The sequence below is a fragment of the Bacillus sp. FJAT-28004 genome, assembly GCF_001280845.1.
GTDB lineage: Bacteria > Bacillota > Bacilli > Paenibacillales > Paenibacillaceae > Pristimantibacillus.
Map to the genome: position 1 here is coordinate 294,419 of NZ_LGHP01000003.1, position 25,975 is coordinate 320,393.

General features: G+C 47.2%; 20 protein-coding genes. 14 read left to right on the forward strand and 6 right to left on the reverse strand.

All coding sequences use genetic code 11. The annotated features are described in order from the left end of the window. The first annotated feature begins 2 nt into the window (after positions 1-2). The gene (locus AC787_RS29125; protein ID WP_054028463.1) at positions 3-2,324 is read left to right on the forward strand and encodes a histidine kinase; all 2,322 of its coding nucleotides are present in this window, start codon (positions 3-5) and stop codon (positions 2,322-2,324) included. Positions 2,325-2,394: 70 nt separating this feature from the next. On the opposite strand, the gene AC787_RS29130 is transcribed toward AC787_RS29125, so the two are convergent. Further along, positions 2,395-2,718, reverse strand: coding sequence for a winged helix-turn-helix transcriptional regulator (locus tag AC787_RS29130; RefSeq protein ID WP_054028464.1), 324 nt, complete (start codon positions 2,716-2,718; stop codon positions 2,395-2,397). Positions 2,719-2,865: 147 nt separating this feature from the next. Between AC787_RS29130 and AC787_RS29135 the strand changes: the two genes are divergently transcribed. From AC787_RS29135 to AC787_RS29145, 3 genes are all read left to right on the forward strand, one after another. After that, on the forward strand, positions 2,866-3,630 hold the full coding sequence (locus AC787_RS29135) for a DODA-type extradiol aromatic ring-opening family dioxygenase (protein WP_054028465.1): 765 nt from the start codon (positions 2,866-2,868) through the stop codon (positions 3,628-3,630). A 31-nt stretch (positions 3,631-3,661) separates the two neighbouring features. Next, positions 3,662-4,408, forward strand: coding sequence for a GTP cyclohydrolase II (locus tag AC787_RS29140; protein ID WP_054028466.1), 747 nt, complete (start codon positions 3,662-3,664; stop codon positions 4,406-4,408). 247 nt (positions 4,409-4,655) lie between these two features. After that, the gene (locus AC787_RS29145) at positions 4,656-5,618 is read left to right on the forward strand and encodes an aldolase catalytic domain-containing protein (protein ID WP_054028467.1); all 963 of its coding nucleotides are present in this window, start codon (positions 4,656-4,658) and stop codon (positions 5,616-5,618) included. A gap of 66 nt (positions 5,619-5,684) precedes the next feature. Here the strand turns inward: AC787_RS29145 and AC787_RS29150 are convergent, their stop codons facing one another. Continuing rightward, positions 5,685-5,987, reverse strand: a complete 303-nt coding sequence (locus AC787_RS29150) for a hypothetical protein (RefSeq protein WP_054028468.1) — start codon at positions 5,985-5,987, stop codon at positions 5,685-5,687. Positions 5,988-6,138: 151 nt separating this feature from the next. On the opposite strand from AC787_RS29150, the gene AC787_RS29155 reads away from it, so the two are divergent. Beyond that, on the forward strand, positions 6,139-7,458 hold the full coding sequence (locus AC787_RS29155) for a VWA domain-containing protein (protein WP_054028469.1): 1,320 nt from the start codon (positions 6,139-6,141) through the stop codon (positions 7,456-7,458). A gap of 80 nt (positions 7,459-7,538) precedes the next feature. On the opposite strand, the gene AC787_RS29160 is transcribed toward AC787_RS29155, so the two are convergent. The 3 genes from AC787_RS29160 to AC787_RS29170 all read right to left on the reverse strand — a co-directional run bounded on the left by AC787_RS29160 (position 7,539) and on the right by AC787_RS29170 (position 11,378). Beyond that, entirely contained in the window at positions 7,539-8,918 is a 1,380-nt protein-coding gene (locus AC787_RS29160; RefSeq protein ID WP_054028470.1) for a Glu/Leu/Phe/Val family dehydrogenase, read from the reverse strand. 176 nt (positions 8,919-9,094) lie between these two features. Then, positions 9,095-10,384, reverse strand: coding sequence for a glycoside hydrolase family 27 protein (locus tag AC787_RS29165; protein WP_054028471.1), 1,290 nt, complete (start codon positions 10,382-10,384; stop codon positions 9,095-9,097). A 109-nt stretch (positions 10,385-10,493) separates the two neighbouring features. Beyond that, on the reverse strand, positions 10,494-11,378 hold the full coding sequence (locus AC787_RS29170; RefSeq protein ID WP_054028472.1) for an AraC family transcriptional regulator: 885 nt from the start codon (positions 11,376-11,378) through the stop codon (positions 10,494-10,496). Between the two features lie 89 nt (positions 11,379-11,467). Between AC787_RS29170 and AC787_RS29175 the strand changes: the two genes are divergently transcribed. Beyond that, positions 11,468-11,878, forward strand: a complete 411-nt coding sequence (locus AC787_RS29175; protein WP_268760216.1) for a gamma-glutamylcyclotransferase — start codon at positions 11,468-11,470, stop codon at positions 11,876-11,878. A gap of 43 nt (positions 11,879-11,921) precedes the next feature. On the opposite strand, the gene AC787_RS34240 is transcribed toward AC787_RS29175, so the two are convergent. Further along, positions 11,922-12,077, reverse strand: coding sequence for a hypothetical protein (locus AC787_RS34240; protein ID WP_161807584.1), 156 nt, complete (start codon positions 12,075-12,077; stop codon positions 11,922-11,924). Positions 12,078-12,285: 208 nt separating this feature from the next. On the opposite strand from AC787_RS34240, the gene AC787_RS29180 reads away from it, so the two are divergent. The 8 genes from AC787_RS29180 to AC787_RS29215 all read left to right on the forward strand — a co-directional run bounded on the left by AC787_RS29180 (position 12,286) and on the right by AC787_RS29215 (position 25,881). Beyond that, positions 12,286-13,695 carry a copper resistance D family protein gene (locus tag AC787_RS29180; protein WP_054028474.1) on the forward strand — a complete coding sequence of 470 codons (1,410 nt, stop codon included), beginning with the start codon at positions 12,286-12,288 and terminating at the stop codon, positions 13,693-13,695. A gap of 23 nt (positions 13,696-13,718) precedes the next feature. Beyond that, positions 13,719-14,576, forward strand: coding sequence for a sensor histidine kinase (locus tag AC787_RS29185; protein ID WP_054028475.1), 858 nt, complete (start codon positions 13,719-13,721; stop codon positions 14,574-14,576). Next, entirely contained in the window at positions 14,573-15,277 is a 705-nt protein-coding gene (locus AC787_RS29190) for a response regulator (RefSeq protein ID WP_054028476.1), read from the forward strand. Before AC787_RS29185 ends, AC787_RS29190 begins: the two co-directional genes overlap by 4 nt. A 151-nt stretch (positions 15,278-15,428) precedes the next feature. Next, positions 15,429-16,481, forward strand: a complete 1,053-nt coding sequence (locus AC787_RS29195) for a DUF1835 domain-containing protein (protein ID WP_054028477.1) — start codon at positions 15,429-15,431, stop codon at positions 16,479-16,481. Then, positions 16,478-18,133, forward strand: a complete 1,656-nt coding sequence (locus tag AC787_RS33445; RefSeq protein WP_082361256.1) for a GDSL-type esterase/lipase family protein — start codon at positions 16,478-16,480, stop codon at positions 18,131-18,133. The genes AC787_RS29195 and AC787_RS33445 overlap by 4 nt, the downstream gene beginning before the upstream one ends. 587 nt (positions 18,134-18,720) lie before the next feature. Then, positions 18,721-19,755: a phenylalanine--tRNA ligase subunit alpha gene (pheS, locus tag AC787_RS29205; RefSeq protein ID WP_054028478.1), complete on the forward strand. Its 1,035-nt coding sequence runs from the start codon at positions 18,721-18,723 to the stop codon at positions 19,753-19,755. 24 nt (positions 19,756-19,779) lie between these two features. After that, positions 19,780-22,221 carry a phenylalanine--tRNA ligase subunit beta gene (gene pheT / locus AC787_RS29210; protein WP_054028479.1) on the forward strand — a complete coding sequence of 814 codons (2,442 nt, stop codon included), beginning with the start codon at positions 19,780-19,782 and terminating at the stop codon, positions 22,219-22,221. A gap of 240 nt (positions 22,222-22,461) precedes the next feature. Next, the gene (locus AC787_RS29215) at positions 22,462-25,881 is read left to right on the forward strand and encodes a cell division protein ZapA (RefSeq protein ID WP_054028480.1); all 3,420 of its coding nucleotides are present in this window, start codon (positions 22,462-22,464) and stop codon (positions 25,879-25,881) included. The last annotated feature ends 94 nt before the right edge of the window (positions 25,882-25,975 follow it).

A 25,975-nucleotide genomic window follows, 5' to 3' on the forward strand; every position in this document is an offset into this window, starting at 1 on the left:
ATATGGCTCCGCTGAAAAAGAAAACGCCAGAGGAGCTGCTGCTCTCCATAGCTAAGCTGCATCAAGGACGACTGAAAATACTAATAGGCGCAGTGAGCGGTTCGGGTAAAACGTATCATATGCTGCGAGAAGGAACAGAGCTGAAGCGTGATGGTATTGATGTTGTCCTTTGCGCGGTTCCAAGGCTGCAGAGTCCGGAAACGATTGAATTGATCGAACCCTTTGAGCGTGTGCCCAGCATCCATTGGTGGAAGGAGGGTGCAGAGCAGAAGGATCTTGATCTGGATGCTTTGGTAGAGAGAAACGCCGAGGTGCTGCTCATTGACGGACTCGCCCATCGTAATCGAGAAGATGCGAGGTTTCAGACGCGGTTTGAAGATGTCATATTTCTCCTTGGCAAAGGTATTAGCGTCATTACGACGATCAATGTATATGAGCTGGAGGGCGTGGATCAGGCGGCTCTCAAATGGACGGGTATTCGTCCCTCCTGCACTGTACCTGCTCATACGCTTGAGCTTGCCGATGAGGTTAGGCTGATCGATGTATCGCCAGAAACGATGCTTAAGCGGTTTGAAGATGGCACCTTAGGTGTTCAGCCTGATCCAGCAATTGCGCTGCGCGGTAATCTCGCGGTGCTGCGCGAGCTGTCCCTGCGCCTTGTAGCGGAAGGAGTCAACGAGTCGCTAGAGAAGCATCGGGAGGAGCTGGGACTGACAGGTCCGTCAGGCGCTTCCGAGCGCATTCTGGTGACTGCTCAATATCATTGGAATGGCTCTTTATATGTAAGAAGAGGACAGCAAATTGCCCGCAGGCTTAATGGAGATGTCGTGGTGGTCTCTTTTATAGATCCGCAAAAAAAGCTGTCCAAGGAAGAACAGGCCTTTAAAGCTTCTATTAAAAAGCTCACGGTTAAAGTAGGAGGCATGTTCGAGGAGATGTCGTTACCCCGTCGTCGTCGTTTTCCTTCAGCGCTAGTGCGGTATGCAGAGGAGCATCAGGTTACTCGCATCGTTATGGGCCATTCCAAGCAGAGCAGATGGCAGCAGATAAAGCAAGGCTCGATCGTCGACAGTGTGCTTCGCAGACTCAAACAGATGGATTTATTTCTGATGGCAGATCGGTCGGAACATGAAGGCGAGCGGATTTTGCCGGTGAAGCAAAGAAGTGATTCGCGGAAAGCCTTGTTTCGGAGGTTCAGCCAGGATGAGCGAGAGCAGCAAATGGAATCGATCCGCAGAGGCAACTTTAATCTATACATCGGGGCAGCGCCAGGCGTAGGGAAAACGTATCGAATGCTCGCTGAAGCAAACATGATGTTTCTCAAAGGAATAGATGTTGTTATTGGCTTAGTAGAAACGCATGGACGTGAGGAAACGTTGAAGCAAATTGGAGATTTGCCCATCATTGAGCGGCAGACGATTCAATATCGCGGGACGCAGCTGGAAGAAATGGATGTTGAAGCGATTGTTCGCAGAAATCCAGATGTTGTGCTGGTGGATGAGTTAGCCCATACGAATGTACCGGGCAGTATAAGGAAAAAACGTTATGAGGATGTCATTCATCTGCTCGAAAAAGGCATATCGGTTATTTCCACGATGAATGTGCAGCATATTGAAAGCTTAAATGATGCCATTGAGCAGGTAACTGGTGTTCGAGTAAGAGAAACGGTACCCGATGCGATCATACGGCTGGCAGATCAAGTGGAGCTGATTGACGTGACGCCGCAAATGCTGCAGCAGCGTATGAGAGATGGGAAAATTTACGCCAAGGCCAAAGTGGAGCAAGCGCTCGGTGCTTTTTTCACGACTGGCAATTTAATTGCACTGCGTGAGCTTGCTCTTCGCGAGCTTGCTGATGACGTGGATGAGCGCCTTGAATCGTGGGATCGCAATCAGACGCTGCGCGGAACTTTGCGCAGAAGAGAAGTAATCTTTGTTGGCATAGATATTCTTGCCGACGCAGAGCGGCTTATACGCAGAGGTTTCCGAATCGCTTATCGGCTAAAGGCTCAGTGGCATGTACATCATGTGCAAGCTGGTTCTCCTTGGACAGATGAAGCATTAGCCAAACGTGATGGATTAATGAAGCTGACCGAGAGGCTGGGCGGTGTGTTCGAAATGTCCAAAGCCGAGAGCGGAGATCATATCGCAGGTACTCTTCTGACGGCGGCCAATCGCGCCAAAGCTACACAGCTTATCATCGGGCAGCCTTGTAGAAAGGCGTGGTATGCAAGCTTTCGCGGTAATATTGTGCGTGAACTTCTGCAAGCAGGCCGCCATATTGATATGCTCATTGTAGCGAATCGAATGACAGATAAACATTAAAAAAAGGGATGATCTAGTCAGCGCTTATTGTCGCTGACCAGATCATCCCTTTTATGCAGTGTAGGGTTGATTAGGCTTGTGTCATTGGTTCTATCCAGTCTTGAGACCACACGACTATTTCACGGATAATCGGCTCAAGAGCGCGGCCCTTTTCCGTTAATGAATATTCTATTCGAACGGGTATTTCGGGGTAAACATGTCTGTCGACAATACCTTCATTCTCGAGCTCTTTGAATCGTTCGGACAGCAGTCTGCCACTGATCGGCAGGGCGGACTGAACGGCGCTGAAACGCTGCGGGCCCGACAAAAGCTGGAATATGATAAGGCCGGTCCAACGTTTGCTTATGAGTTCCATTCCCTTCTGAAAACGGGGACAAAGGTTAGATTGATCCATGCGTATCACCTCTTTTTACTTCTAATAAGTATAACTCCAATATCTTATTTATACAAGCACACCTGAATATTGTTAATTACTTGACTATCTTTAGTTATAAAATTATAATTAGTTACAAATAGTAAGTGGAATAAAGGAGGCACCCCTATGAATCCCTTATTTTTAGCGCATGGATCACCGATGCTCGCTGTCGAGCAAAATGAATATAGTGAATTTCTAAAGCAAACGGGAGCGAATCTGAAGCCAGATGCTATCGTTATTTTCACCGCGCATTGGGAGACGGATACCGTTACGATATCATCTAAAGATGATGAATATGAAACGATTTATGACTTTTATGGCTTTCCCGATGAGCTCTATCAAATTAAATATGCTGCTAAAGGGTCCGTAAGGATCGCTGAGCATGTTGGCCATTTGCTGAGCGAAAATAATATTCCAGTAGCATATGATAAAGAACGAGGGCTGGATCACGGCTCGTGGACGATGTTGAAGCATATGTTCCCGAAAGCAGATATTCCAGTCGTGCAGATTTCTGTAAATCCATATCGTGCTGCGGAGGAGCAGTTCCGAATTGGCGAGGCGCTGCGCAGCTTGAGCTCACAAAATATTTTGCTGATTGGCAGTGGCGTTACCGTTCATAATCTTAGGGCGGTAAACTGGGGACAGAAGGAGCCGGAGAGCTGGGCTGTCCAATTCGATGATTGGTTAATAGAGAAAATGAATAATAAGGATAAAAATTCGCTATTTCAGTATGAACAACTTGCTCCGCATGCTAAAATGGCAGTACCACGCGCGGAACACTTTGTGCCTTTATATATAGCTTTAGGAAGCGGCAGTCCAGATACATCTCCAAAGGTTATTTATCGAAGTTATGAATTCGGTACGCTCAGCTACTTATGCATGCAATTTTAATTGCTTATACTTATAGAGAAGGTGAACAAGCATGATTAAACCTAATATAGCAGCACTTATTAAAAATAAACTAAAACGTACGCAAAGCGGTAATGATGATATTTATGTGATCGGCCCCGTTAAGCTGCCCGTCGAGCTCGACGGAGAAACCAAGATATTTCATTGGTATAGCTGGCTTCGCAAAGAAGCAGGCGAGGAGTTGTCTCCTGAGCAGCTCGTTGAAGATTTAAATCGATTCTCGTATGCGGATCTTCAACAATCCAGTGTTCTTGTATATGGTGATTTTGAAAATAGTGAAGATGCGCTTATTCGGATGCACAGCATCTGCCATACAGGGGATATCTTCGGAAGCGCAAGATGTGATTGCGGCTTTCAGTTGAAACAATCGATGCGCATCATTACGGAGCACGGCACGGGGGCGCTCTTTTATTTAGCGAATCACGAGGGTCGTGGAATCGGTTTGTTCAGTAAAGCGATTGCCTACTTACTTCAGGAGGATGGACTTGATACGGTTGACGCGAATACAGAGCTGGGTTTCGCAGACGATGCGCGTGATTACAGCGATGCGATTGCAGTGCTTAAGCTGCTTCGGAAGCTGCCAGTATCGATTATTACCAATAATCCGCGGAAAGTGGATGCACTGCGTAAATCGGGCATGAACGTGGCGGGAAGAGTGCCATTATGGGGCAATTCCTCCACTTATAATGAAAAATATATACAAACAAAAATGAAGCGATCGGGTCATTACGGACAAGAGCCTCATACGCTGGTTAAATAATTTTTTTTTGTAAAAGCAGTAAAGGAAGCCGGTTTCTACGTTAAATCGTTGAGACGGCTTTTTTGTTTGAACAATGGTCATAATAGACAGAGTAAAAGCCAAATCGCAGTTTTGGAAAGTGTTTGCAGAGTAGACAAAAATGCTTCTAAATCAACCATAAAACGACAAAATTATTTTGCGTTCCTCATTCTTTTCAAGTATGATGAGATAAAATGAACTCATGTTCACATTAAAGGAGTAACATAGCATGCAATCAAAAACAAGCCATTGTAAAATTGTTGACTGCACGATCCGCGATGGCGGACTCGTAAATAATTGGGATTTTAGTGTCGAGTTTGTTCAGCATTTGTACCAAAGCTTGAACGAAGCCGGCGTCGATTATATGGAAATCGGCTACAAAAACTCTCCAAAACTGCTTAAGGGTGCTGAAAATGCAGGCCCTTGGCGTTTTCTAAATGATGATTTCTTGAAAAAAGTCATCCCTAACAAAGGCAATACGAAGCTTTCCGCACTTGTTGATATCGGTCGTGTTGACGAGAACGATATTTTGCCGCGCAGCGAGAGCATGCTTGATCTGATTCGCGTTGCTTGCTACATCCAAGATGTAGACAAAGCGCTTGAGCTTGTTAAAGTATTCCACGATCGTGGATACGAAACGACAATTAACATTATGGCTCTATCGAACGTGATGGAGAACCAACTTATTGAAGCGTTCCAGCTTATCAACGAGAGTGTTGTTGATGTCGTATACGTGGTTGACTCTTACGGCAGCTTGAAGCCTAACGATATGAGCTACCTTGTTGACAAGTTCCGTCAGCACTTGCCTAACAAACGCCTAGGCGTTCACGCACACAACAATCTACAGCTTGCATTCGCTAACACGCTGCTTGCAGCTGAACATGGTGTAGAGCTGCTTGATGCATCTGTATATGGCATGGGCCGAGCTGCAGGTAACTGCAACACGGAGCTGCTCGTATCTGAGCTTCAAAACACGAAATACAACATCCGTCCTGTACTCGATATGATCGAGAAGTACATGGTACCGCTTCGCGAGAAGGAAGAGTGGGGTTATATCATTCCTTACATGATCACAGGTATCTTGGATGAGCATCCACGTTCCGCTATGGCGATTCGTGATTCAGCAGACAAAGATAAAGGCGTAGAGTTTTATGACCGCCTTACAACGCCTGAAGTTGCTCACGGCAAATAATAATAAATCAAAAGAAGCTAAGGTAAGTCACCAACATGACTTATCATAGCTTCTTTTTTTTGTAGATTATTGCTCAAGCAGCTCGCCATCTCCTCGAACGGCAGCGGCTTGATGAGGCTCATTGGGATGGAAATACCCTTTGCCACGGAAGGTTTGACCGCTGCTAGCGACAGCAATAAGCTCGATTCCAATGTCCTCATTTCTGCCAAACCAAGCTAATAGCTCACGATCACCTACGCCATTTATATCGACATACCACAGTCGATCTCCATACTCTGTAACTCGAACCAGCTTGGCGGAAGTAAAAGAAAGCTGAACCGTCCTTTGCTGATATGTCATTTCAAACGCGATTAATTCGAATGTTTCCAAGGTGAAGTCCTCCTGAATAATTGCTTCATGCAGTCGATCATGGGACTCGCAGCATGTCTGTTACCGATTGTAATGTTACTGGCTTATTAATGCAACATTCCTCTTCCAATAATCGTCAGATTAGGAAACATAAATAAAAGGGGCTGAAGGAATGAAATTGGGTCATTCTCTCAACAAGGCTGTTAGACAAAGAAAAAGATTTGGCTGGATTACATTTGTTTTGCTAACGATGTTTCTTGTACTCAGCGCTTGCTCTTCATCAATGAATGATGTCTCAAACAGCGGGGATCGGGATTCTTCAGCTAAAGGGAACTCGACGAGCAACTCACCGGGTAAAGAAGAATCGACCACCAATCGTGATGATCGTAAACCAATTAGTGAGGAGCCTATAAGAGAGAAAGAGGGCGGCAAACGCGCTTATCCGAATTCGGATAAAATAGAGCAGGCTGGGCAATTAACAGCTGGCGAATGGGATGATCTGGCTGCTTGGGAGCGCTTCGGTAATTTACTCAACACGCAAGAAGGCGACAGCAGCAAGCGTGTCTGGCAGTTCTGGAACTTTAATCGGCTCGAGGTTATCGTAACGGCTGATGGAAAAGCAGTGTCTGATGCACAGGTGGAGCTGCTGGCCGGCAAGCAGTCGATATGGAAGGCGCGCACGAACACGGAGGGCAGAGCCTTCGTCTATGCAGGACTATTTGAGAGGGATACGGCGAATTTAGGTCGGTATACCGTTAAAGTGCAATCGGGACAAGAAAGCAAAACGACGCAGGAGCTGAAGATTCCAGAGCAAGGCAGCGTTAAGGTCGATTTGGGTAAAAATGCAGCGCTATCAGATCAAGTAGATATTATGTTTGTTGTCGATACGACAGGCTCCATGGAGGATGAACTGAATTATTTGGAAGCAGAGCTTAAGGACGTTGTGAAGCGTGTGTCCGATGAGCATGCGAATCAGCTCGGCATTCGTATTAGCGCAAACTTTTACAAAGATAGGTTTGATGATTATATCGTCAAACCGTATCCATTCACTACGGACATGAATAAAGTAACGGATCAATTTAGCAAGCAGAAGGCGGATGGTGGAGGAGATTACCCCGAGGCTGTTGATCAGGCGCTGCGCGATGCACTTCATGAGCATAAGTGGAGCGAGGATGCTAGAGCCCGCCTGCTGTTTCTCGTTCTTGATGCACCGCCGCATGATGAAGCACAGGTTATCGACGAGATGAAGCAGCTGACGGAGGATGCGGCGGAGCAAGGGGTAAGAATTATACCTGTAGCTTCGAGCGGAGTGAGTGTGGAAACGGAGTATTTGATGCGTTTCATGGCAACAGCTACGGGCGGCACGTATTTGTTTTTGACCGACGACAGCGGTATCGGCAGCGATCACCTAGAGCCAGCTGTAGGTGAATATGAGGTTAAGCTGTTGAATGATTTGCTTGTTGAGGTCATTAATCGTTACGTTCAGCAGTAGTCTTGAAATAAAGAAGGGCAATTCCTTGGCAGCCAAAGCTGATTAAGGAATTGCCCTTTATGTTTAGTCAGAACGGCTTGTCAATAAAGCTTGCCTTGACGATACAGCACGGTTGATAGCTTCATAACCGCGTGATTATAACAATTTTGACGGAGTGGCAATGGATCGCCAAAAAAAGCTGGCAGGATGCCGTTTAACGTTTTTTGCATTTTCTCATACAACATCTTATATACCTGTTCTTCGGTGAAAAATTGTGTTTCTCTCCCTTGCAGCCACTCGAAATAAGAGACGATAACACCGCCAGCGTTGGCAAGTATATCGGGAATGATGATCGTGCCCTTTGCAGTTAGCACCTCGTCAGCCTCGCCTGTGACTGGAGCATTCGCACCTTCCACAATGATACGGGCTTTTACTTGATCGACGTTATCTTTGTGAACCTGCTCCTCTAGCGCGGCAAGGATAAGCACGTCAACATTCAAATAGAGGACGTCTTCACGACTAAGAATTTGGGCTTTCAGATCAAGCTCGGACAGCACAGCTTCGTCTGTAGGCAAGTCGCCCTGATGGAGAGCAGCATATTCAAGCAGAGCAGGGATGGAAAGACCGTCCGGATTGTATAACGTTACGTTGCGATCGCTTACAGCTACTACTTTATTGTTTAAATAAGAGCATTTATAAGCTTCCATTGCAGCGACTGAACCAACGTTGCCGAAGCCCTGAATGGCGATCGATAGTGGACTGTCCGCATGAGCCAGCGCGGTTTGCACAAATGGATTCGTGCTGCCGGCAAGCCAGCTGCTTTGCTCTTTAAGGAAATCATGAAGCATATAACGGAAGGTGAAATAAACGCCTTTTCCAGTTGCTTCTCTGCGTCCAAGTGAACCGCCATTAATGACACTTTTGCCGGTGAAGCTGCCTAGGTAAGGCTGACCGGGATGAATGCTTTTGTATTCGGCCATCATCCAGTCCATTTCACGTTCGCCTGTCCCCATATCAGGGGCAGGAATATCCTTGTCAGGACCGAGCACATCACTGAAGTATTGCACGTATTTTTTGCAAATCAGATAAAGCTCTCTAGCGGAATAGGAACGTGGATTAATAACGACACCGCCTTTGCCGCCGCCGAAAGGCACTTCGTGAAGTGCGTTCTTGAGCGTCATAAGCGCAGCTAGATTCGTGACTTCATCCTCGCTTACTGATTCGTGAAACCGAATCCCACCCTTGTAAGGCCCGAGTGTATCGTTATGCTGAATGCGATAGGCTGGAATTCGAACGACATTGCCGTTGTCTACTGTAATGCGCAAAAAAGCTTTATGAACTTTATTTGGTGTGGATAAAATAGCAGCAAGTGATAAGAAAGCTTGCTCACGCGATTGATCTTGTAAATTTGGTAAAAAAGCAGGGTCTCCCATTAATGCGTGTAAGGATTGCTGTACGATGGCTCCTGTTTGGCTTGCCATAACTAAACGACCTCCTATGTATTCAGGAATGAGATTCTTTCAAGGCGAAACGTACGATTGCCAAAGGGTATGAGACAGATACGCCAGCACTTGAACTCTAACTGTAACATATTGGAACGTTTAAGCCAAAACAGGGGAACGTTTGATTAACGATAAGTGAACACATAATCCTCGTGCTAAGTTAATTTGAGCAATAGCGATCCGTGAGGAGGCAGCGAGAAGGATAGCTCGTTCAAGCTCCCGAGATTCTCGCGCGACCAAAGGTTACGCACAAGCGGAGCATCGTTTAAGCCAAGTTGACTAAGCGTCGCGGTAACCGTATTCTCCTGCTCGCCCGCATTAAACAATGCAACGTACAACGAGCCATCTTCGCCTTGTGCTGTCCATGCAATACGATCCTGTTCACGATAAAGCTGGCGGGCACCGCGTCCATTTCGATGAAGAGATAGTACCTCCTCGTTAGTCAGCAATGACAACGTCCATTCGTCGTTATCCCGCATTTCACCACCAAACATAAGCGGCGATCGAAAAATAGCCCATAGCGACATCATCGTCACCTGCTCGTCACGTGTAAATCTCGTCCAGCGATCGCTGCCTCCGCCATCGACAGAACGAATGCCTAAATGCCCAAGCGGGAGCATATCACAATCCGGCCATGATCCTTCTCCTACATGCGGCGCCCACTTCTCGCAGCGCTCAAACATGTCGTGAAGCAGAGGCCATAAATCCCAATAATCATCCGTCATTCGCCACATGTTCGCATGCTCCGAGAGCGGACCCGCATGTTCCAGGGGAGCCGGACCAGGCGATAAGCTAAGCACCATCGGTCTGCCGCATTGCTCAATAGCGTTATGAATAAGTTTGATTTCATCCAAATGAATGCCGTAAAGTCTGGAAGCGGCAATATCATCTACTTTAACGAAATCCACTCCCCATGAAGCGTATAAATCGAATAACGAATGATAATATTGCTGTGCGCCGTCTTTAGAAGCATCTACGCCGTACATGTCTGTATTCCATGGGCAAATCGAGTTCGGATGTGCAATCTGGCGAGCGGTTACGTTTGTTCCGAGCAGCTTGGTGTTCGCATGAACGGCTTGACGCGGAATACCCCTCATTATATGTATACCGAATTTGAGTCCCAGAGAATGAACGTAATCGGCTAGAGGTTTAAAACCTTGACCGTTCGCAGCGGACGGAAATCGGTTAACTGCAGGCTGCAAGCGGGAATATTCGTCCATCTCAAGCGGAACGAAAGGGCGGTATTGTGATGAATTCGCACCAGGCTCATACCACTGGATATCGATAACGATATAATCCCAGCCAAAAGCTCGCAGATGCTCGGCCATATATGCCGCATTTCCGCGAACTTCGTCCTCTCTCACACTTGCGCCATAGCAGTCCCAGCTGTTCCAGCCCATAGTCGGTGCTGCTGCATATTGGTGATGCTTGGAAGTTGTAGACATATTATTTCGTCCTCTCTTATCGTAATATTGCTCTATGCGATAATCGTAAAACGAAACGTTAGTCGGTGACTAGCGTAATTTATTGCGTATATATGTAAAATATTGCTCTTTAGTCAAACTGTAAACGATCGATTGAGGGCAGCTCTTTGGCTAAGCGGAAATCAGCGGGCGGAAAGCCGATGCGGCTTCGAAATACTTTACTGAAGTAACTGCCGCTCGAGTAACCAACCGCATATGCGATTTCTTCGATAGGGAGACAGCTGCTCCGGAGCAGCTGGACAGCCTTCTCGATTCGGAGCTTGGTTACATAGTCCATAGGTGAGATACCTGTCGTCTTCGTGAACATTCGCGTAAAATAATATTTAGACAGTCCAGCTACATCCGCGACATCATCTAAGCTTTGCAAACGATGGAATTCAGCTTCCATATAAGCTGTAGCCTGCTTAATTTGCAGCGGCCAATTTGTTTTCTCCTGCTGCTGCAAGGTGCTTGATTGCAGCAACTCCATCATGAAGCGGTAAATAAGCGACGATGCTTGATAGCTGTTCTGAATACGATTGCTCCGAGCCTCTGTATATAAGCTTTGAAGGGTACGAACGACAGCGGACGATGGCTCAAACGTTGGCGTGGCGCCGACGGCTTGCAGCAGTTCTGTCCAAAGCGCTTGCAGATGCTGCTGGCGGAATAATACAAAATAAAAAGTCCAATGGTCGCTGGATTTCGGCAAGCAATAGTGATGATCTCCGGGAATCTCCGCCAGAAAGGCAGAGCCGGCATATAAGTCATGTGTTTCGTCTCCGAGTCTGAACTGACCAAAGCCGGAGACGGTATATTGAAATAAGTACAGTGGACCGTCAATTCGTTTCATACCGTCCCAGTAGTAGTCAGACTCTGTTACTTCCTGGTAGCCAGTCGCAAATAGCTGATAGATGGGAAGCTGCGGCGGGTCCTGAAATCGGTATCCATATACGCCATAGGGCTGATTTATTATCATTACAATATTCACCTCGAAGCAAAGCCTGATTTTCAATCTATCATTCATGACGAAAGGGGCTGAGGAAAACGCATCAGATAACTGTTTTTATATACGGCACTTTACTCCCAGGCCAAAGCAATCACCATATCGTTGCATCCTATATACAATCGATTCGATCAGGCCAAATTGCCGGGAGATTGGTTGATTGCGGCGCATATCCGGCAGCCGTTCGCGATGCATTTGCCAAAGAGTGCAATAGTATTATACGCGGTCATTGGATAGTCGTCGATAGAGAAGGGCTGGCTTCTATGGATGTGCTGGAGGAATTTTATGGTCTCGAGGAGTGGAATGATTATGAAAGGATATGGGTTGCTGACGCCAAAGATAACCGTGTTTCAGGATGGGTGTACGTTTGGGAATCAAGCAGAGGCTGCGCGGATATATCGGATGAATATTGGCCGGATTTTTTCGCTCGCAAGATGAAGGACATTTATAAAAAAAGGCATAGCCCTATGTGAATTGCACAGGAGCCATGCCTCTAATCATGCTTTGAAACGTTGTTTAAGCTTTATCTTTTTCGTTATCTGCGGCATAAGCAATTAATGCAACTTCCGAGCCATATGCTTCAGTTAATTGCTGCTCCAACTTGCGAATCGCATCGAGCGCATCGCTTTGGTTGTTTAACTCGGCGAGATGATAATCCTTGTCCATCATCATTGTTCACGTCCTTTTATCCATGGTTTTATTAGTAGAATGGGCTTTAATGTATGTTGCTATACGTTTTAGACCATAAAGTTGTCAGGTTCTAAGCTATTTCAGCATCCAGAGGATGCTGAAGGCGTTTTTTGCTAGACCGTTCTGTAATTGTTCTTTTGACGACGGTCTAGTACACTAAAGCAGTATGACATAAAGGGATGTGACATCTATGGGAAATTTTTTGCTCCAAATGAAACAAGCTACGTCCGGCAGATGGGCGAAATATACGGCAATGGTACTGTTGTTTCTCCTTATCGCGGCTTCTGCTGCTTTGTGGGTATCGCCACCGCAGGCTTTTGCGCACTTGCATTCCGGCATGGAAGAAACAGACTTTGATCCTCATAAGCAGGTCGGTCATGATCATTCGACCGATGCTCAGTCCGAGGAAGGGATTACTGTGCAGCAGGCTTTATTTTTTGCAGTTAGAGCCATTTATTATGTTGCATTTATGTTCGCAGCTGGATTAATGCTTTGGTCCTTAACTCTGCCAAAGGATGCAGAATCCATACTGAGCAAGCTCGCGAAAAAATGGGGCATCTATTCGCTTAGAGCGCTGCTGCTTGCCACTTTGTTATTCGTTTTTGTCCATGCCAGCCAATTAATGAAAGGTTATGACGGAGGCAGCTCGAATGAGTGGATCCGCTTGATGACGGAGACGTCCACCGGACAGTCATGGCTTGCACTGATTGTACTTTCCCTGCTTGGATTTACCGTTCTGCGATTGCATGATTCATTTAAAGTCATTTGGGCGCTGCTGCTCATTTCGGTAGAAAGCTTTAATGGACATGTCAATGCGCTCCCAAACAATACTATGGCCATCGTGTTCGACTTCATACATATCGTGTGCTCCGCTTTATGGGCTGGCGGATTGATGCTGCTGTTGCTGTTGTGGCGGACTGATCGCAAGGAGGCAGGGAGATTCGCTGAGCGATTTACAAAGGTCGCTTGGCTGACGATTGTGCTTCTATCGATAAGTGGAATCGGCATGACTGCTCTAATTCTGCCAACCTGGAGCTATTTGTTTTATACAAGCTGGGGGATCATGCTGCTCGCCAAATCAGGACTGGTTTTGTTCATTGCTTGTGTTGGTTTTGTGCTGCATAGGCGTGCCAAACAGCAAAAGCTGCCGAGCGGCATGCTGCTGAAGCTAGACGGACTTTTGATGGCAATCGTACTGGTTCTTGCAAGTATATTCACTTATATTAGTCCTGTTCCCGATACAGAGCCTCTATCCTATCATAAAATGGGCGATACGCTGCATTACACGGTTATGATAACGCCAAATGGGCCAGGTCCAAATTACTTGAAACTTAAAATTTGGCTGCCTAAGACGCTTGGCACGCCGGCATCCGTACAATTTCTGCTTCGTACACCGGACAATCCGAAGCGAGCGGATATTAAAGTTCCATTACGTGGCGCCAGCGGGGAGAACTACTTAGCTTTTCCGGGATTTCTAGAAACAGATTATGAATCGGACAAGTTCGAGCTGCCTACACGCGGCACATGGGAGGCTGAACTGATTATTATCGATCAGACCGGAGCAGAAACGAAGCAGCTGATTCCATTTCGGAATGATTAGTGGGTAGAAAGGGAGTTGGACAAATGTCTTACAAATGGCTGAAATGGCTAATATTATGGATCCCGACGGTCGCTATCGGTCTATGGGAATATTTGCGCCATACGCTGCTTCTCCCGTTCATTTCCATGGATCTGGGCAATTTGCTCGCTCCCGTCTTTGTTTTCATTATTTCACTAACGCTGCTCCGTGCGTTATTCGCTAAGCTAGAGCAAACGCAAGAGACGCTGCAAAAGGAGCGTATTGTAAAGGCTGCCCTCGAGGAACGTGAGCAGCTGGCGCGCGAGCTTCATGATGGCATATCACAATCGTTGTTCATGTTATCTGTTAAGCTGGACAAGCTGGAACGGGCGCAGTCTGCTTCCGATGCACAGCAAACGACGGACCAAATTAGGAGAACCGTGAGGCATGTCTATGATGACGTAAGGCAATCCATTGCCAATTTACAAGATTCCCCACTACCTGCGGATATGTCGTGGATGCAAAGCATCCATCATTTAACGGCTGAGATGGAACAGACCTCCGGCGTTCATACAAAAGTTGAATGGCATGTACAGGAAGGTTTGTTATCTTATAAGCAGAAGGTGGAACTGCTGGCAATTATGCGTGAAGCGCTTATGAACGTACAGAAACATGCAAAAGCAAAACATATCATTATTCAAGGTGAAGGCGATAGGAGTTCAGATCGGACACAAAATGTGTTCCGCTGCTCCATTGTTGATGATGGTATCGGGGCTGCGCAAGAGAAGCTTCATGGGAAAGGGCAGTACGGTGTCAAAATGATGCAGGATCGTGCGGCTGCGATGGGCTGGACGATGACAGTGCAGCAGGCTAAGCCCCAGGGCACAATCGTCGAAATCATCGGAAGGAGTGATTCCAAATGACTGATAAAACGGCTAAGGTACGCGTGTTTTTAGTAGATGACCATCCCCACGGACGGGAAGGCATGCGCGATATTGTCCTCGGCGATGACTCTTTTGACGTAATAGGAGAAGCCGCAAGCGGCGAGGAAGCAATAGTAGCGATAGAAGAATTACAGCCTGATTTGGTGCTTATGGACATCAATATGCCTGGTATTGGCGGGCTGGAAGCGACGCAGCGCCTCAAGCTGCTCATGCCTTCCTTAAAAATTGTAATGGTTACGGTCTCAGATGACATTACTCATTTATTCGAGGCGATAAAGCGCGGAGCACAAGGTTATTTGCTCAAAAATTTAGCTCCTTCCTCATGGATGGAATATTTACGTGCTATATCCTTGGATGAAGCGCCGATGTCGAAGGAGCTTGCCTTCCGGCTGCTGCAGGAATTCTCGGTAACGAAGCCGCAGGAGACAAAAACCCTCGTGAACAAATCTCAAGCGCTGGACAAAAATGCAGCTATTATTACGACTCCGCTGACCGATCGGGAGAAAGAGGTGCTTGAGCGAGTGGCAACGGGTGCTTCCAATCGCGAGATTGCAGGCGAGCTGTGCTTGTCAGAGCATACGGTCAAGAACCATCTGAAAAATATTTTGCAAAAGCTTCATCTTGCTAATCGAGTGCAGCTGACCATTTACGCTTTTGAGCAGGGGCTTGTTGAACGTTAGATCTGGCGCTGAAGATACACTTTAATCTGCGCAGCAGGATTAAGCTATTATAAGCTGTTCAGAAGGTCGATAAGTACGATGATCTTGCTGGGCAGCTTTTTTTGTATACAAGGGATAAACTAGTTTGTATATTCAAGAAGGAGGCCTTGATTTGAAAGACCTTTATGAGCGTTTAAGGGAGCTGAGTGAGGGTGAGGTTAGAAACCTTCTGAATGACCTTCTAAAGCTGACAGTGCCATTTTCGGAACAAGGAGATGGGGAGCAGAAGGCTTTGGCCGACTCTATTGTACAAATGTATGAAATGCAGGTGCAGCGAGCACATTCTTCGCGACTTGAAGCTGAGCAGCGCAAACGTACGGTTCATCTCGTATTCAGTATGTCGGATGCAGGCTCTTTGAAAGTTGCCCTTAGCAAACTAGGAAAACGCGCTGATAATGAGGTTCTTACGTTTAATGATTGTTTCTCAGTAGGTCCAATCAAGGATCTTGATCGGGCGGAAGGGCAGCGAGCAAGAGAGTTTTGGCAAATGGAGAAGTTATCTGGTTCTATGTTTAATCACCTAATGAATCGTGAGCATCAAATAGAGAGAGTGATCGAGAAAATATCTGCCATAGCTGAGCATAAATCCATCATTATCTGGTGTGCCGATAACGCGCATGATCAGGTGGGACTGCGTTTTGTTATGCATTTGCTAAAGAATCGTAGTAATAGCGTACATATTATGAATGTTTCAGAGCTTTTTCGGCTTAACATGCCAAGCACTCATGAGAACATACCTCACTATGCGCAAGGTCTGCTAGAGGAGGATGTTTATTTGAATATCGTTAAAGAATATGAACATGTTTTACCGTTAGTAGATAGTGAGAGACGACGCTTTGAAGCTGAGTGGTTGGAGCTTAAGCAGCACAAGCATACACTGCGTTTATGGGTGGATGGCAAGATTGAGCATGCTGCTGAAGAGGCGCTTGATAGGAAGCTTATGGCTGTCGTTGATAAGCTTGCGATCGAAACCGAGGATGGTTTTGTTAAGGCTGGAGCTGTTATCGGAGAATTACAGGATCACTATTTTCAGCTAATCGACTTTCGTTTTACCGAATATCGGCTATGGACGTTAATAAGCGATGGTTACTTAGCTTTTAGAGGGCTGCCGGGTGCGATGCATCAATATTCGGTTCGAATGAATACAGGGAGGACAACTTTATGAAGCCACTGTACGAGAAGGATTCTGCTATTCCAGATAAGAAAAAGATCGTTTTTCTTGGAGACAGCATCACGGATGATGGCATGTTCATTGCCTACATGGATGCTTATTTCCTGCAGCATATGCCGACTAATCAAATCACACTCATTAACCTTGGTGTAAGCAGTGAGACAGCATCTGGTCTAAGCGAACCGGAGCATCCTTTTCCTCGTCCATGCGTGCATGATAGGCTCGGCAAGGCTCTTGCGGAAAGCAATCCGGACTGGGTCGTTGTATGTTACGGCATGAATGACGGCATATATTACCCCTATTCCGCAGATAGGTTCGAAGCTTATCGGCAAGGAATTTTACGCGCTGTTGATGTGATTAAGCAAGCGGGAGCCAAAGTAATCCTCATCACGCCGCCTCCATTTGATACTGCATCGTTCACAGGTGGCAGCTTGCTTCCTGCGGATCAACCAGCCTACAGCTATGCTGAACCTTTTGCTGAGTATGAGGATGTGTTGAAGCGATATGCAGACTGGGTGCTGACTTTGGAAGATGTCGCAGATGCGCTCGTTTCCATTCATGAGCCGATGCTTCGCGAGTGGGAGAGGAAGCGTAAGACGAATCAACAGTATGTAACTGGAGACGGAATACATCCGAATGCTGAAGGACACTGGCTTATCGCGGCGAATCTTCTTCGCGTGCTGTTTAATATTACGCTTGAGCAAACGCCTGAATACGTACTTCAACCAGACAAATCAGCTCTATTTACAGCCGTTCAGCAGCGCCATAGATTGCTTAGCTCGGCTTGGAAGGAGCATGTTGGGCATACGAATCCGAATAAAGCGGAAGCGCAGCCGCTTGAGCTGGCTTTGAAGGAGGGCGAAGCTCTTGCGAGCCTAATCCACACACTAGCTGCGCTGCCAGAGAACAAAAATAAAAGCCATGTTTCGAGCTGGAAGGGCTACGAGCGTGTTGATTTTATACTGGAGGGAAGAGAAGGCTTAATTATTTTTCCTAAGAAATTTGCAGTTGGCAGGCCGTGGATATGGCGCGCTGAGTTTTTTGATGCTTTTGCTTATGCAGATATGGCTTTACTGGAGCAGGGCTGGGCAATTGCCTATTATAGAATAAGCAATATGTATGGTTGCCCGGGTGCTGTGGAGCGGATGAGAACATTTCAAACCTATGTGACGGGAGCTTATGAGCTCGCTTCAAAAACGGTTCTTTTCGGCTTCAGCCGCGGCGGACTATATGCTTTCAACTATGCGGCTAAGTATCCGGATCAAGTGAAGCTGCTGTACCTTGATGCTCCTGTACTGGATATGCGCAGCTGGCCAGGCGGAAAAGGCGAAGGTTCAGGAGGACCAGCGGAATGGGAGGAGTGTCTAGCTGTATATGGTGAGATAGAGGATACATCTGCACTTAAGGGCAGCTCCCCTCTGGAACGAGTGGAGGAGCTCGCAGCTGGTGGCATTCCTGTGTTGATTGTTGCGGGTGATGCTGATATTCCTTTGCCTATAGCAGAGAATACACTGCCATTCGAGAAACGTTATCGTGAACTTGGCGGGACGATTAAGCTCATTGTGAAGCCTGGAGTCGGTCATCACCCGCATAGCTTAGAGCAGCCGGAGCCGATTTTAGCTTTTATTAGGCAGTATGCAGAGTGAGACAATGTTAGCCTTAAGAGGGATGAGCGGACACCAGAGGCTCTATTTGCATCGACTCGAGTGATTGCCTTTGGTTACTCGTTATGGAATTTGGAGGTTTACGCTTTCCGGCGAAGCCGAAGGAACAACTACTGCTTGATCTGTTGCTTTCGGTTAATCGCATCGATTCGTAGCAAGAAAGCGAGCTTTTCGGTTGCAACGCTACTTCAGATTGCATATAATATAGATTATCATTTCATATTCGAAGTAAAGCGATGATGGAGAAGAGTAAGCAGTGCTTTCGCACAGGAAGAAGACGCCGTAGACTGAGAGCGTTTTTGTGAAAATAGGCTGCCCAAGTTCACTCCTGAGCAGACACCTGAAACGCCATGATGTACGGCGCGTGTAGGGAAGGTCCGGTTCCCGCCGTTATGGGGCTAAGGGATTGTCATTCGCCGCCACTGGGCAACGTTAACCAAACTTGGTTATGTGTTCTGGCTGAAGAGCAATCCGAATTAGGGTGGTACCACGGTTCTTTCGTCCCTTTAGGGAGAGAGGGCTTTTTTTTGTGTCATGATTTAAGGATGATGATATGGAGGCGAAGAAAAATGAAGGAAAGATTGGAAGGACTGCGCGTTGAAGCATTGCAGGAGCTTCAACATGTGGATACACCACAGCAGCTAAATGATTTGCGCGTTAAGTATTTAGGTAAAAAAGGGGCTTTGACTGAAATATTGCGCGGCATGGGTGGACTAAGCGCTGAAGAACGTCCAGTAATTGGTCAAGTAGCAAATGATGTTCGAGCAGCTATCGAAACCGTTATTGACGAGAAGCAAGCAGCATTCCAGCAAGCGGAAACAAATAACCGGCTTCTAGCGGAAACGCTTGACGTTACGCTTCCGGGCAAACAGCTGCCAACAGGCTCCGTGCATCCTTTAAACAAGGTAGCGCAAGAAATTGAGGATGTGTTTATCGGTCTGGGTTATACGATTGCCGAGGGACCAGAGGTTGAAGAAGATTATTATAACTTCGAGGCTTTGAATTTGCCCAAAAACCATCCGGCGCGCGACATGCAGGATTCGTTTTATGTAACGGATGACATCCTTATGCGTACACATACGTCTCCCGTTCAGGTTCGCACAATGAAAGCGATGAACGGTCAGACTCCTGTTAAGGTGATTTGCCCAGGTAAGGTATACCGCCGCGATGATGACGATGCGACACATTCATTCCAGTTCAATCAGATCGAGGGTCTTGTCATCGGCAAAAACATTCGCATGAGCGATTTGAAAGGAACATTGCTGCAATTCGTACAGCAAATGTTCGGCTCGCAAGCGCAAATTAGACTCCGTCCAAGCTTCTTCCCATTCACAGAGCCGAGCGCTGAGGTTGACGTTACTTGTGTACAATGCGGCGGCAAAGGCTGCCGGATGTGCAAGCATACGGGCTGGCTCGAAATTCTTGGCTGCGGCATGGTGCATCCTCGCGTTCTCGAGATGGGCGGATACGATCCAGAAGAAGTCAGCGGCTTTGCTTTTGGCATGGGCGTTGAGCGTATCGCGTTGTTAAAATACGGCATTGACGATATTCGTCATTTCTATACGAACGATTTGAGGTTCTTAAGCCAATTCGCAAGAATTTAGCAATGAGAGAAGGGAAGAAAAGAGATGAACGTATCCTATAAATGGTTAAATGAATATATCGATCTATCCGGATTCACCGGAGCGGAGCTAGCGGAGAAAATGACGCGCGGCGGCATTGAAATCGACGTCGTTGAGTCCCGGAATAAAGGCGTGACCGGCGTCGTTGTTGGTTATGTGAAATCGAAAGAAAAACACCCTGATGCAGACAAGCTTAACGTTTGTAAAGTTGACGTTGGCACTGGCGAAGAGCTGCAAATCGTATGTGGAGCCAAAAATGTTGATGCAGGCCAGCTTGTTCCGGTAGCAGTAATCGGTGCTGTACTTCCTGGCGATTTCAAAATTAAGCGCGCAAAGCTTCGCGGCGTTGAATCCCAAGGGATGATTTGCTCGGCGAAGGAGCTTGGCTTGAACGAAAAGCTTCTGCCAAAAGAACAGCAGGAAGGCATTCTTGTTCTTCCCGCTGCTACAAAGATCGGTTCGCCTATTGGCGATGTGCTTGGCATTAACGACGAGGTGCTTGAGCTTGATTTGACGCCAAACCGTTCAGACTGCCTCAGCATGATTGGTGTTGCTTATGAGATTGGTGCGTTAACAGGCCGCGAGGTTCGTTTGCCAAACGCTGTTATTAATCATACAACAGTACGTGCGGATAGCCTTGCATCGGTCAGCATTAGTGCACCTGAGCATTGTTCGCATTATTCGGCTCGTTATATTAAAGGCGTGAAAATCGGAGAGTCCCCATTGTGGCTGCAAAACCGATTAATCGCTGCGGGTGTTCGTCCAATCAATAACGTCGTTGACGTTACAAACTTTGTTATGCTGGAATATGGCCAACCGCTTCATGCCTTTGATGCAGATCGTTTGCCTGGCGGCCGCATTGATGTTCGACTTGCGAAAGCTGGCGAAACGCTTGTTACATTGGATGATCAAGAGCGCAAGTTAGAGCCACATATGCTCGTCATTACTGATGGTCAGCAGCCAATAGCGCTTGCGGGCGTGATGGGTGGAGCAAGCACCGAGGTTAAGGGTGAGACAGTCAATATTTTGCTGGAGTCGGCAAAATTCGATGGCGGCACAGTTCGGAAAACTTCACGCCAACTAGGGCTTCGCTCGGAATCAAGCATTCGCTTTGAGAAAGAGGTAGACCCTGCAAGAGTCATTCCTGCGCTTGATCGTGCGGCTTCCCTTATCGCAGAACTTGCTGAAGGCTTAGTTGCTGAAGGTATTGTAGAAGTGCATGCGGGAGAAGTGAAACCAGCCAAAGTTTCCGTTTCATTAGATAAAATTAACGGTTATCTTGGTACGGAACTTTCCAGACTTGAAGTTCAAACGATATTTGGTCGTTTGCACTTTGAATACGAGCTGTCAGGCGACAATGTATTTACTGTAAATGTTCCTACACGCCGCGGTGACATTACGCGGGCAGTAGATCTAATCGAGGAAGTAGCTCGTTTGCACGGCTACGATGAAATTCCTACTACGCTAATTCATGGTGATGTTGTGCCAGGGTCACTAACGAAGCCGCAAGCCATTCGCCGCGAGCTTCGCAAACGCTTGTCGGATGCGGGTTTGCATGAGGTCGTTAGCTATTCCTTCACGGGACCTGAGCGGACGAAGCTATTTCCTGCACTGGCTGAGCATACGAATCCGGTTCGCCTTGCAATGCCTATGAGCGAGGATCGCAGCGTACTTCGTACGTCACTTATCGCTCAACTGCTAGAAACGGCAGCTTATAACCGCAACCGTAAAAACGAATCAGCGGCGCTGTTTGAAATCGGCAGCGTATTCCATACGGATGAAGAGCAGCTGACTCGCCTGCCTCATGAGAAGCATCGTTTTGCGGCTCTTCTGACAGGCAATCGTTCAGAGGCGCAATGGAATGCTAAATCGGCGCAAGTTGATTTCTATGATGCGAAGGGCATTTTGGAAACCGTTTTTGCTGTTCTTGGCTTAACAGCCAGCGTATCGTACGAAGCGGCTCAACCTGAGCATTTCCATCCAGGCAGAACGGCTGCCGTTCTTCTTCACACGCCTAAAGGCAATGAAGTGATTGGTTATGTCGGTCAACTGCATCCTGCTCTTCAATTGGAAGAGGATCTAGCTGATACGTACGTGCTGGAAATTGGACTTGATCTGATCTATGAGCAAGCCGATTCGGCAATCGAATATAAGGTGCTGCCTCGTTATCCGGCTATGCAGCGCGATATTGCCGTAGTCGTTGATCAAGAGGTTGCCGCTGCCAAGTTAACTGGCGTGGCATGGGAGATTGCAAGCGAATTGCTTGAGTCCGTGCGCGTCTTTGACGTCTACACGGGAGAGAAGCTGGGAGCTGGCAAGAAGAGCGTTGCACTATCGCTTGTTTACCGTCATGGTGAGCGTACATTGACGGATGAAGAAGTAACTGAGCTTCATGGCAAGGTAGTTTTACAATTAGAACAATCTTTTGCAGCAGAATTACGCAAGTAGGCAGGAAACCTTCAAAGCCGCATCGAAATAGTTCCTAGTGAGCTATTGATGCGGCTTTTCCCTTGTAAATATAAGGAATGATTACTTTTTTTCAACGATCATGCACTTATATTTCTAGGCGAAACGAAAGCAGTTCTTTTCGGGACGGCAGCGGTTATGAACGCAAACAGCGTATGCCCCCGAAGGATGATGTCAGCCGTTTACGCTAGCTCTACTTGTATAATAGGAGGATTCGCCTTAATGGATGCTGAACAAACGGTAGTTACGGTTGATATATATGGAGTTCAATATAAGCTTAAGGGTCATTCCAACGTAGAATATATGAAAAGGGTTGCAGCGGCTATTGACGAGAGCATGAAGAAGCTAGCGAAGGGTTATCCGCGTCTCGATATGCCGAAGCTGGCCGTTCTCTCTGCCGTGCAAATAACAGAGGAAGTATTTAGATTGCGCCGCGACAATACAAGACTTCTGGAGGAGGAAGCAAAGCTTAATCTCCTGATCAGAGAGCTGGAGCAAATCAGTGAGCAAGCGGTCTCGCTGCAAGCTGAGCTTGCTGAGACCAAGCGCATGGCAAGCGAACAATTGCAAAAGGCTAAAGCAGCAGCAGAAGCGGAGCTATCCGAAATGCTGGCACTTGCCGCAGAGCAGTCTACAGCACAGCAAGCTGCAGCAGCCGAAGCGATGAAGGTGCAAGAGGAAACGATTATCCGTCTGACACAAGAAAATGTGGAACGGATTACAGCGCTTAGAACGAAGAAGGATGAGCAATTTGCGCAGCTCCAAGCTCGGAAGGATTCGGAGCTGAATGAGTTGAAGCACGTCATGGAATCAAAAATAGAGGAGCTCAGCAGCAAGAAGACTGCGGAACTGGCAGAGCTTGCAAATCAGAAGGAAGCAGAACTAGCGGAGCTGACAAATCAGAAGGAAACAGAACTAGCGGAGCTGACAAATCAGAAGGAAACAGAACTAGCGGAGCTGACAAATCAGAAGGAAGCAGAGCTGGCTGAGCTGGCAAATCAGAAAGAAGTAGAGCTAGCTGAGCTTGCAAGTCAGAAGGAAGCAGAGCTGGCTGAGCTGGCAAGTCAAAAGGAAACAGAACTAGCGGAGCTGACAAATCAGAAGGAAGCAGAACTGGCAGAGCTGACAAATCAGAAAGAAGTAGAGCTAGCTGAGCTTGCAAGTCAGAAGGAAGCAGAGCTGGCTGAGCTGGCAAGTCAAAAGGAAACAGAACTAGCGGAGCAGGTAGTTCTGAGAAAACATAAAGAAGATGAGCTGGCTGAATTACTCCTAGCCAAGGACAATCAGCAGCTTGAGCTGGAGCTTGAGAAGGAAGAACTGCGATTGAAGCTAGAACGTGCGAAGGCTGATGAACTGGCTTCACTAAGACAAGAAAAAGAAGCTCATTTGAATGCTTTAGCCTCTGAGCATGACGAAGTGCTTTCAACTATAAAGGCGGAGAAAGAGTCACAGTTGACTGAGCTTGAGGGAAGCTGGCAGAACAAATGGGATGAGCGCGAATTGAGCTGGCTAGCTCATGCTGAAACCTCACAGCTAGAAATTGCCCGCCAGAGTGAAGAGCGTGAGCAGTCTTGGAAGGCTGAAACCGTTAAAGCGGAACAAGCTTTTCGAGCTGATCTTGAGCGTCGTAGAAACGGTTGGCTGGAGGAGCGGGGCAAACTGCAAACCCAGATTGCTGAGCTTCAAGAAGGCTGGAAGAAGGACAAGGAATTATTTGAGAATCGCATAAATGCAGCTGACGAGCAGCTTGTTCAGGCCATGGAGCAGGAGGAGTCCTTCCGCACATCCTATGCGCAGCTGGAACAGGAGCTCCGTGAAAAAGAAAATGAATGGGAACTGCTGCAAAACGATTTGAGTGAAACCCGCAGCAAGATCGAAGAGCTGCAGGAACAGAGCAGCCAGTCCTTATCACAAATTCAAGAGCTGGAGCAGAAGCTCGCTCATGAACGCAGCCATGTGTCGGCTGCGGATAAGAGAGCAACGGAGTTGCAAATGCGTTTGAAAGAAGCTGCTGAACGCGAGCAGCAGCAGGAACAGAAGCAGCATGAGGTTGAAGAGCAGCTATTAAAGCTTCAGATTGAGCTGGAAGAGTATGAGTTGATGAGTCAGCAACAGACAGAAGAACATCATAAACTGCTTCGTATTGAGCTTGGAAATCAGAAGGAATTGCTGGAAGAAGAGCATGAGCAGAAAATACAAATGCTTGAGGACGAGAAGCGTGAGCTTGCAAGGACTCTGCGTGAGGAGCAGGAAGATCAGCTGAGAGTAGTCGAAGCTGAAAATGATGAGTTGTTTAAACAAATGACCGCAGAAAGCAATGAGCGGTACGCGCAGCTGGCAGCCGAGAAAGATGCTCGTTACACGGACCTTGCAGCGAGCCATGAGGAACAGAATAAGAAGCTTGCTAGAGAATATGAAGAAAAGCTTCAAGAGCAAGCTAATCAACATGAAGAGCAGCTTCTGGAGCAGACTCTGCTGTATGAGGAGCAAAGCAAACAGCTTGTCCTTGAATATGAGGAGCGGAGCAAGCAAAAAGCGGCTGAGCACGAAGCAAATAACAGAACAATGGCTTCACATCATGAAGAACAGCTGCTAGAGCAGGCTGTGCAGTATGAGGAGCAAAATAAGCAGATGGTTCATGATTATAATGAGCAGGCTAAGCAAAAGGCAGCCGAGTATGAAGCAAGGTATAGCGAGCTTATTCATCAATACGAAGAGAAGCTTCTAGAGCAAGCTATTCAATATGAAGATCATCATAATAAGCTGGTCATTGATTTTGAAGCTCAGTCCAAAGCGATCGCTATTGAGCAAGCATCCATTTCCGAGCAGCTGGTTGACCAATATGAAGAACGATATAACGAGCTTGCTGCGAAGCAGGATGAGGTTCGCAGGCAGCTGGTTAATGAACGAGACGATCGCTTGCAGCAATTGGCCGCTGAGCATGACGAGCAATTGAAGCAGCTAACTGCGGATCAAGAGGAGCTGTTGCTGCTTCAACAGCACGACTACGAGACGGCCATTCAGAAGCTGCAAGAGCAGCTGGACAAAATCGAGAAAATAGCTGCATCTGCTGCAATTGGAGAGCAAGTCTACAAGGCTGATTTGGAGAAGATGCAAGCTAATGAGCAAGAGCTAACTGAGCAGCTGGAATGGACGGCAGCTAGAGAGCGAATTGCAGCGCAGCAGCTAGAAGCGGCATCAGCGCGCGAACGGGAGCTTAGCGAACGATTGCAAGCCCAGCAGCAACACGCGGAACAGGTGGCTGCTGAAGCGAAGCAGTATGAGCTGGAGAAGCAGTTGCGAGAATCAGCGGAAGAGGAACTGCGCGAGCGTCTAGAAAGAGCGATGCACGAAGCAGCGGCGGCATCCGAGTTGAAGGAAGAGCTTAGTGAGCATTCATCTAAGCTTGCGGTTGAGCGAGACGAAGCAGCTCGTCATGCAGCGCGATTAGCGGGTGAGCGTGATGAGGCAGCGAGCGCATTGGAGTCACTTGCTTATGAGCGCGATGAAGCGGCACGTTCTGCAGAGAAGCTTGCCGAGGATCACGCTGATTTGCTAGAACAGCATCATAAGCTGAAAAATGAATATTCGAAGCTGCAAACCGAATACAACGAATGGATTGAGCTTATCGAGCACAGCTAATCCGAAGAGAGATAGCAAAAACCGCAGGAACATGCTTAGGCAATTTGCCGACGTTTGTTCCTGCGGTTTTTTATGGATAAATGATTCATTTTGT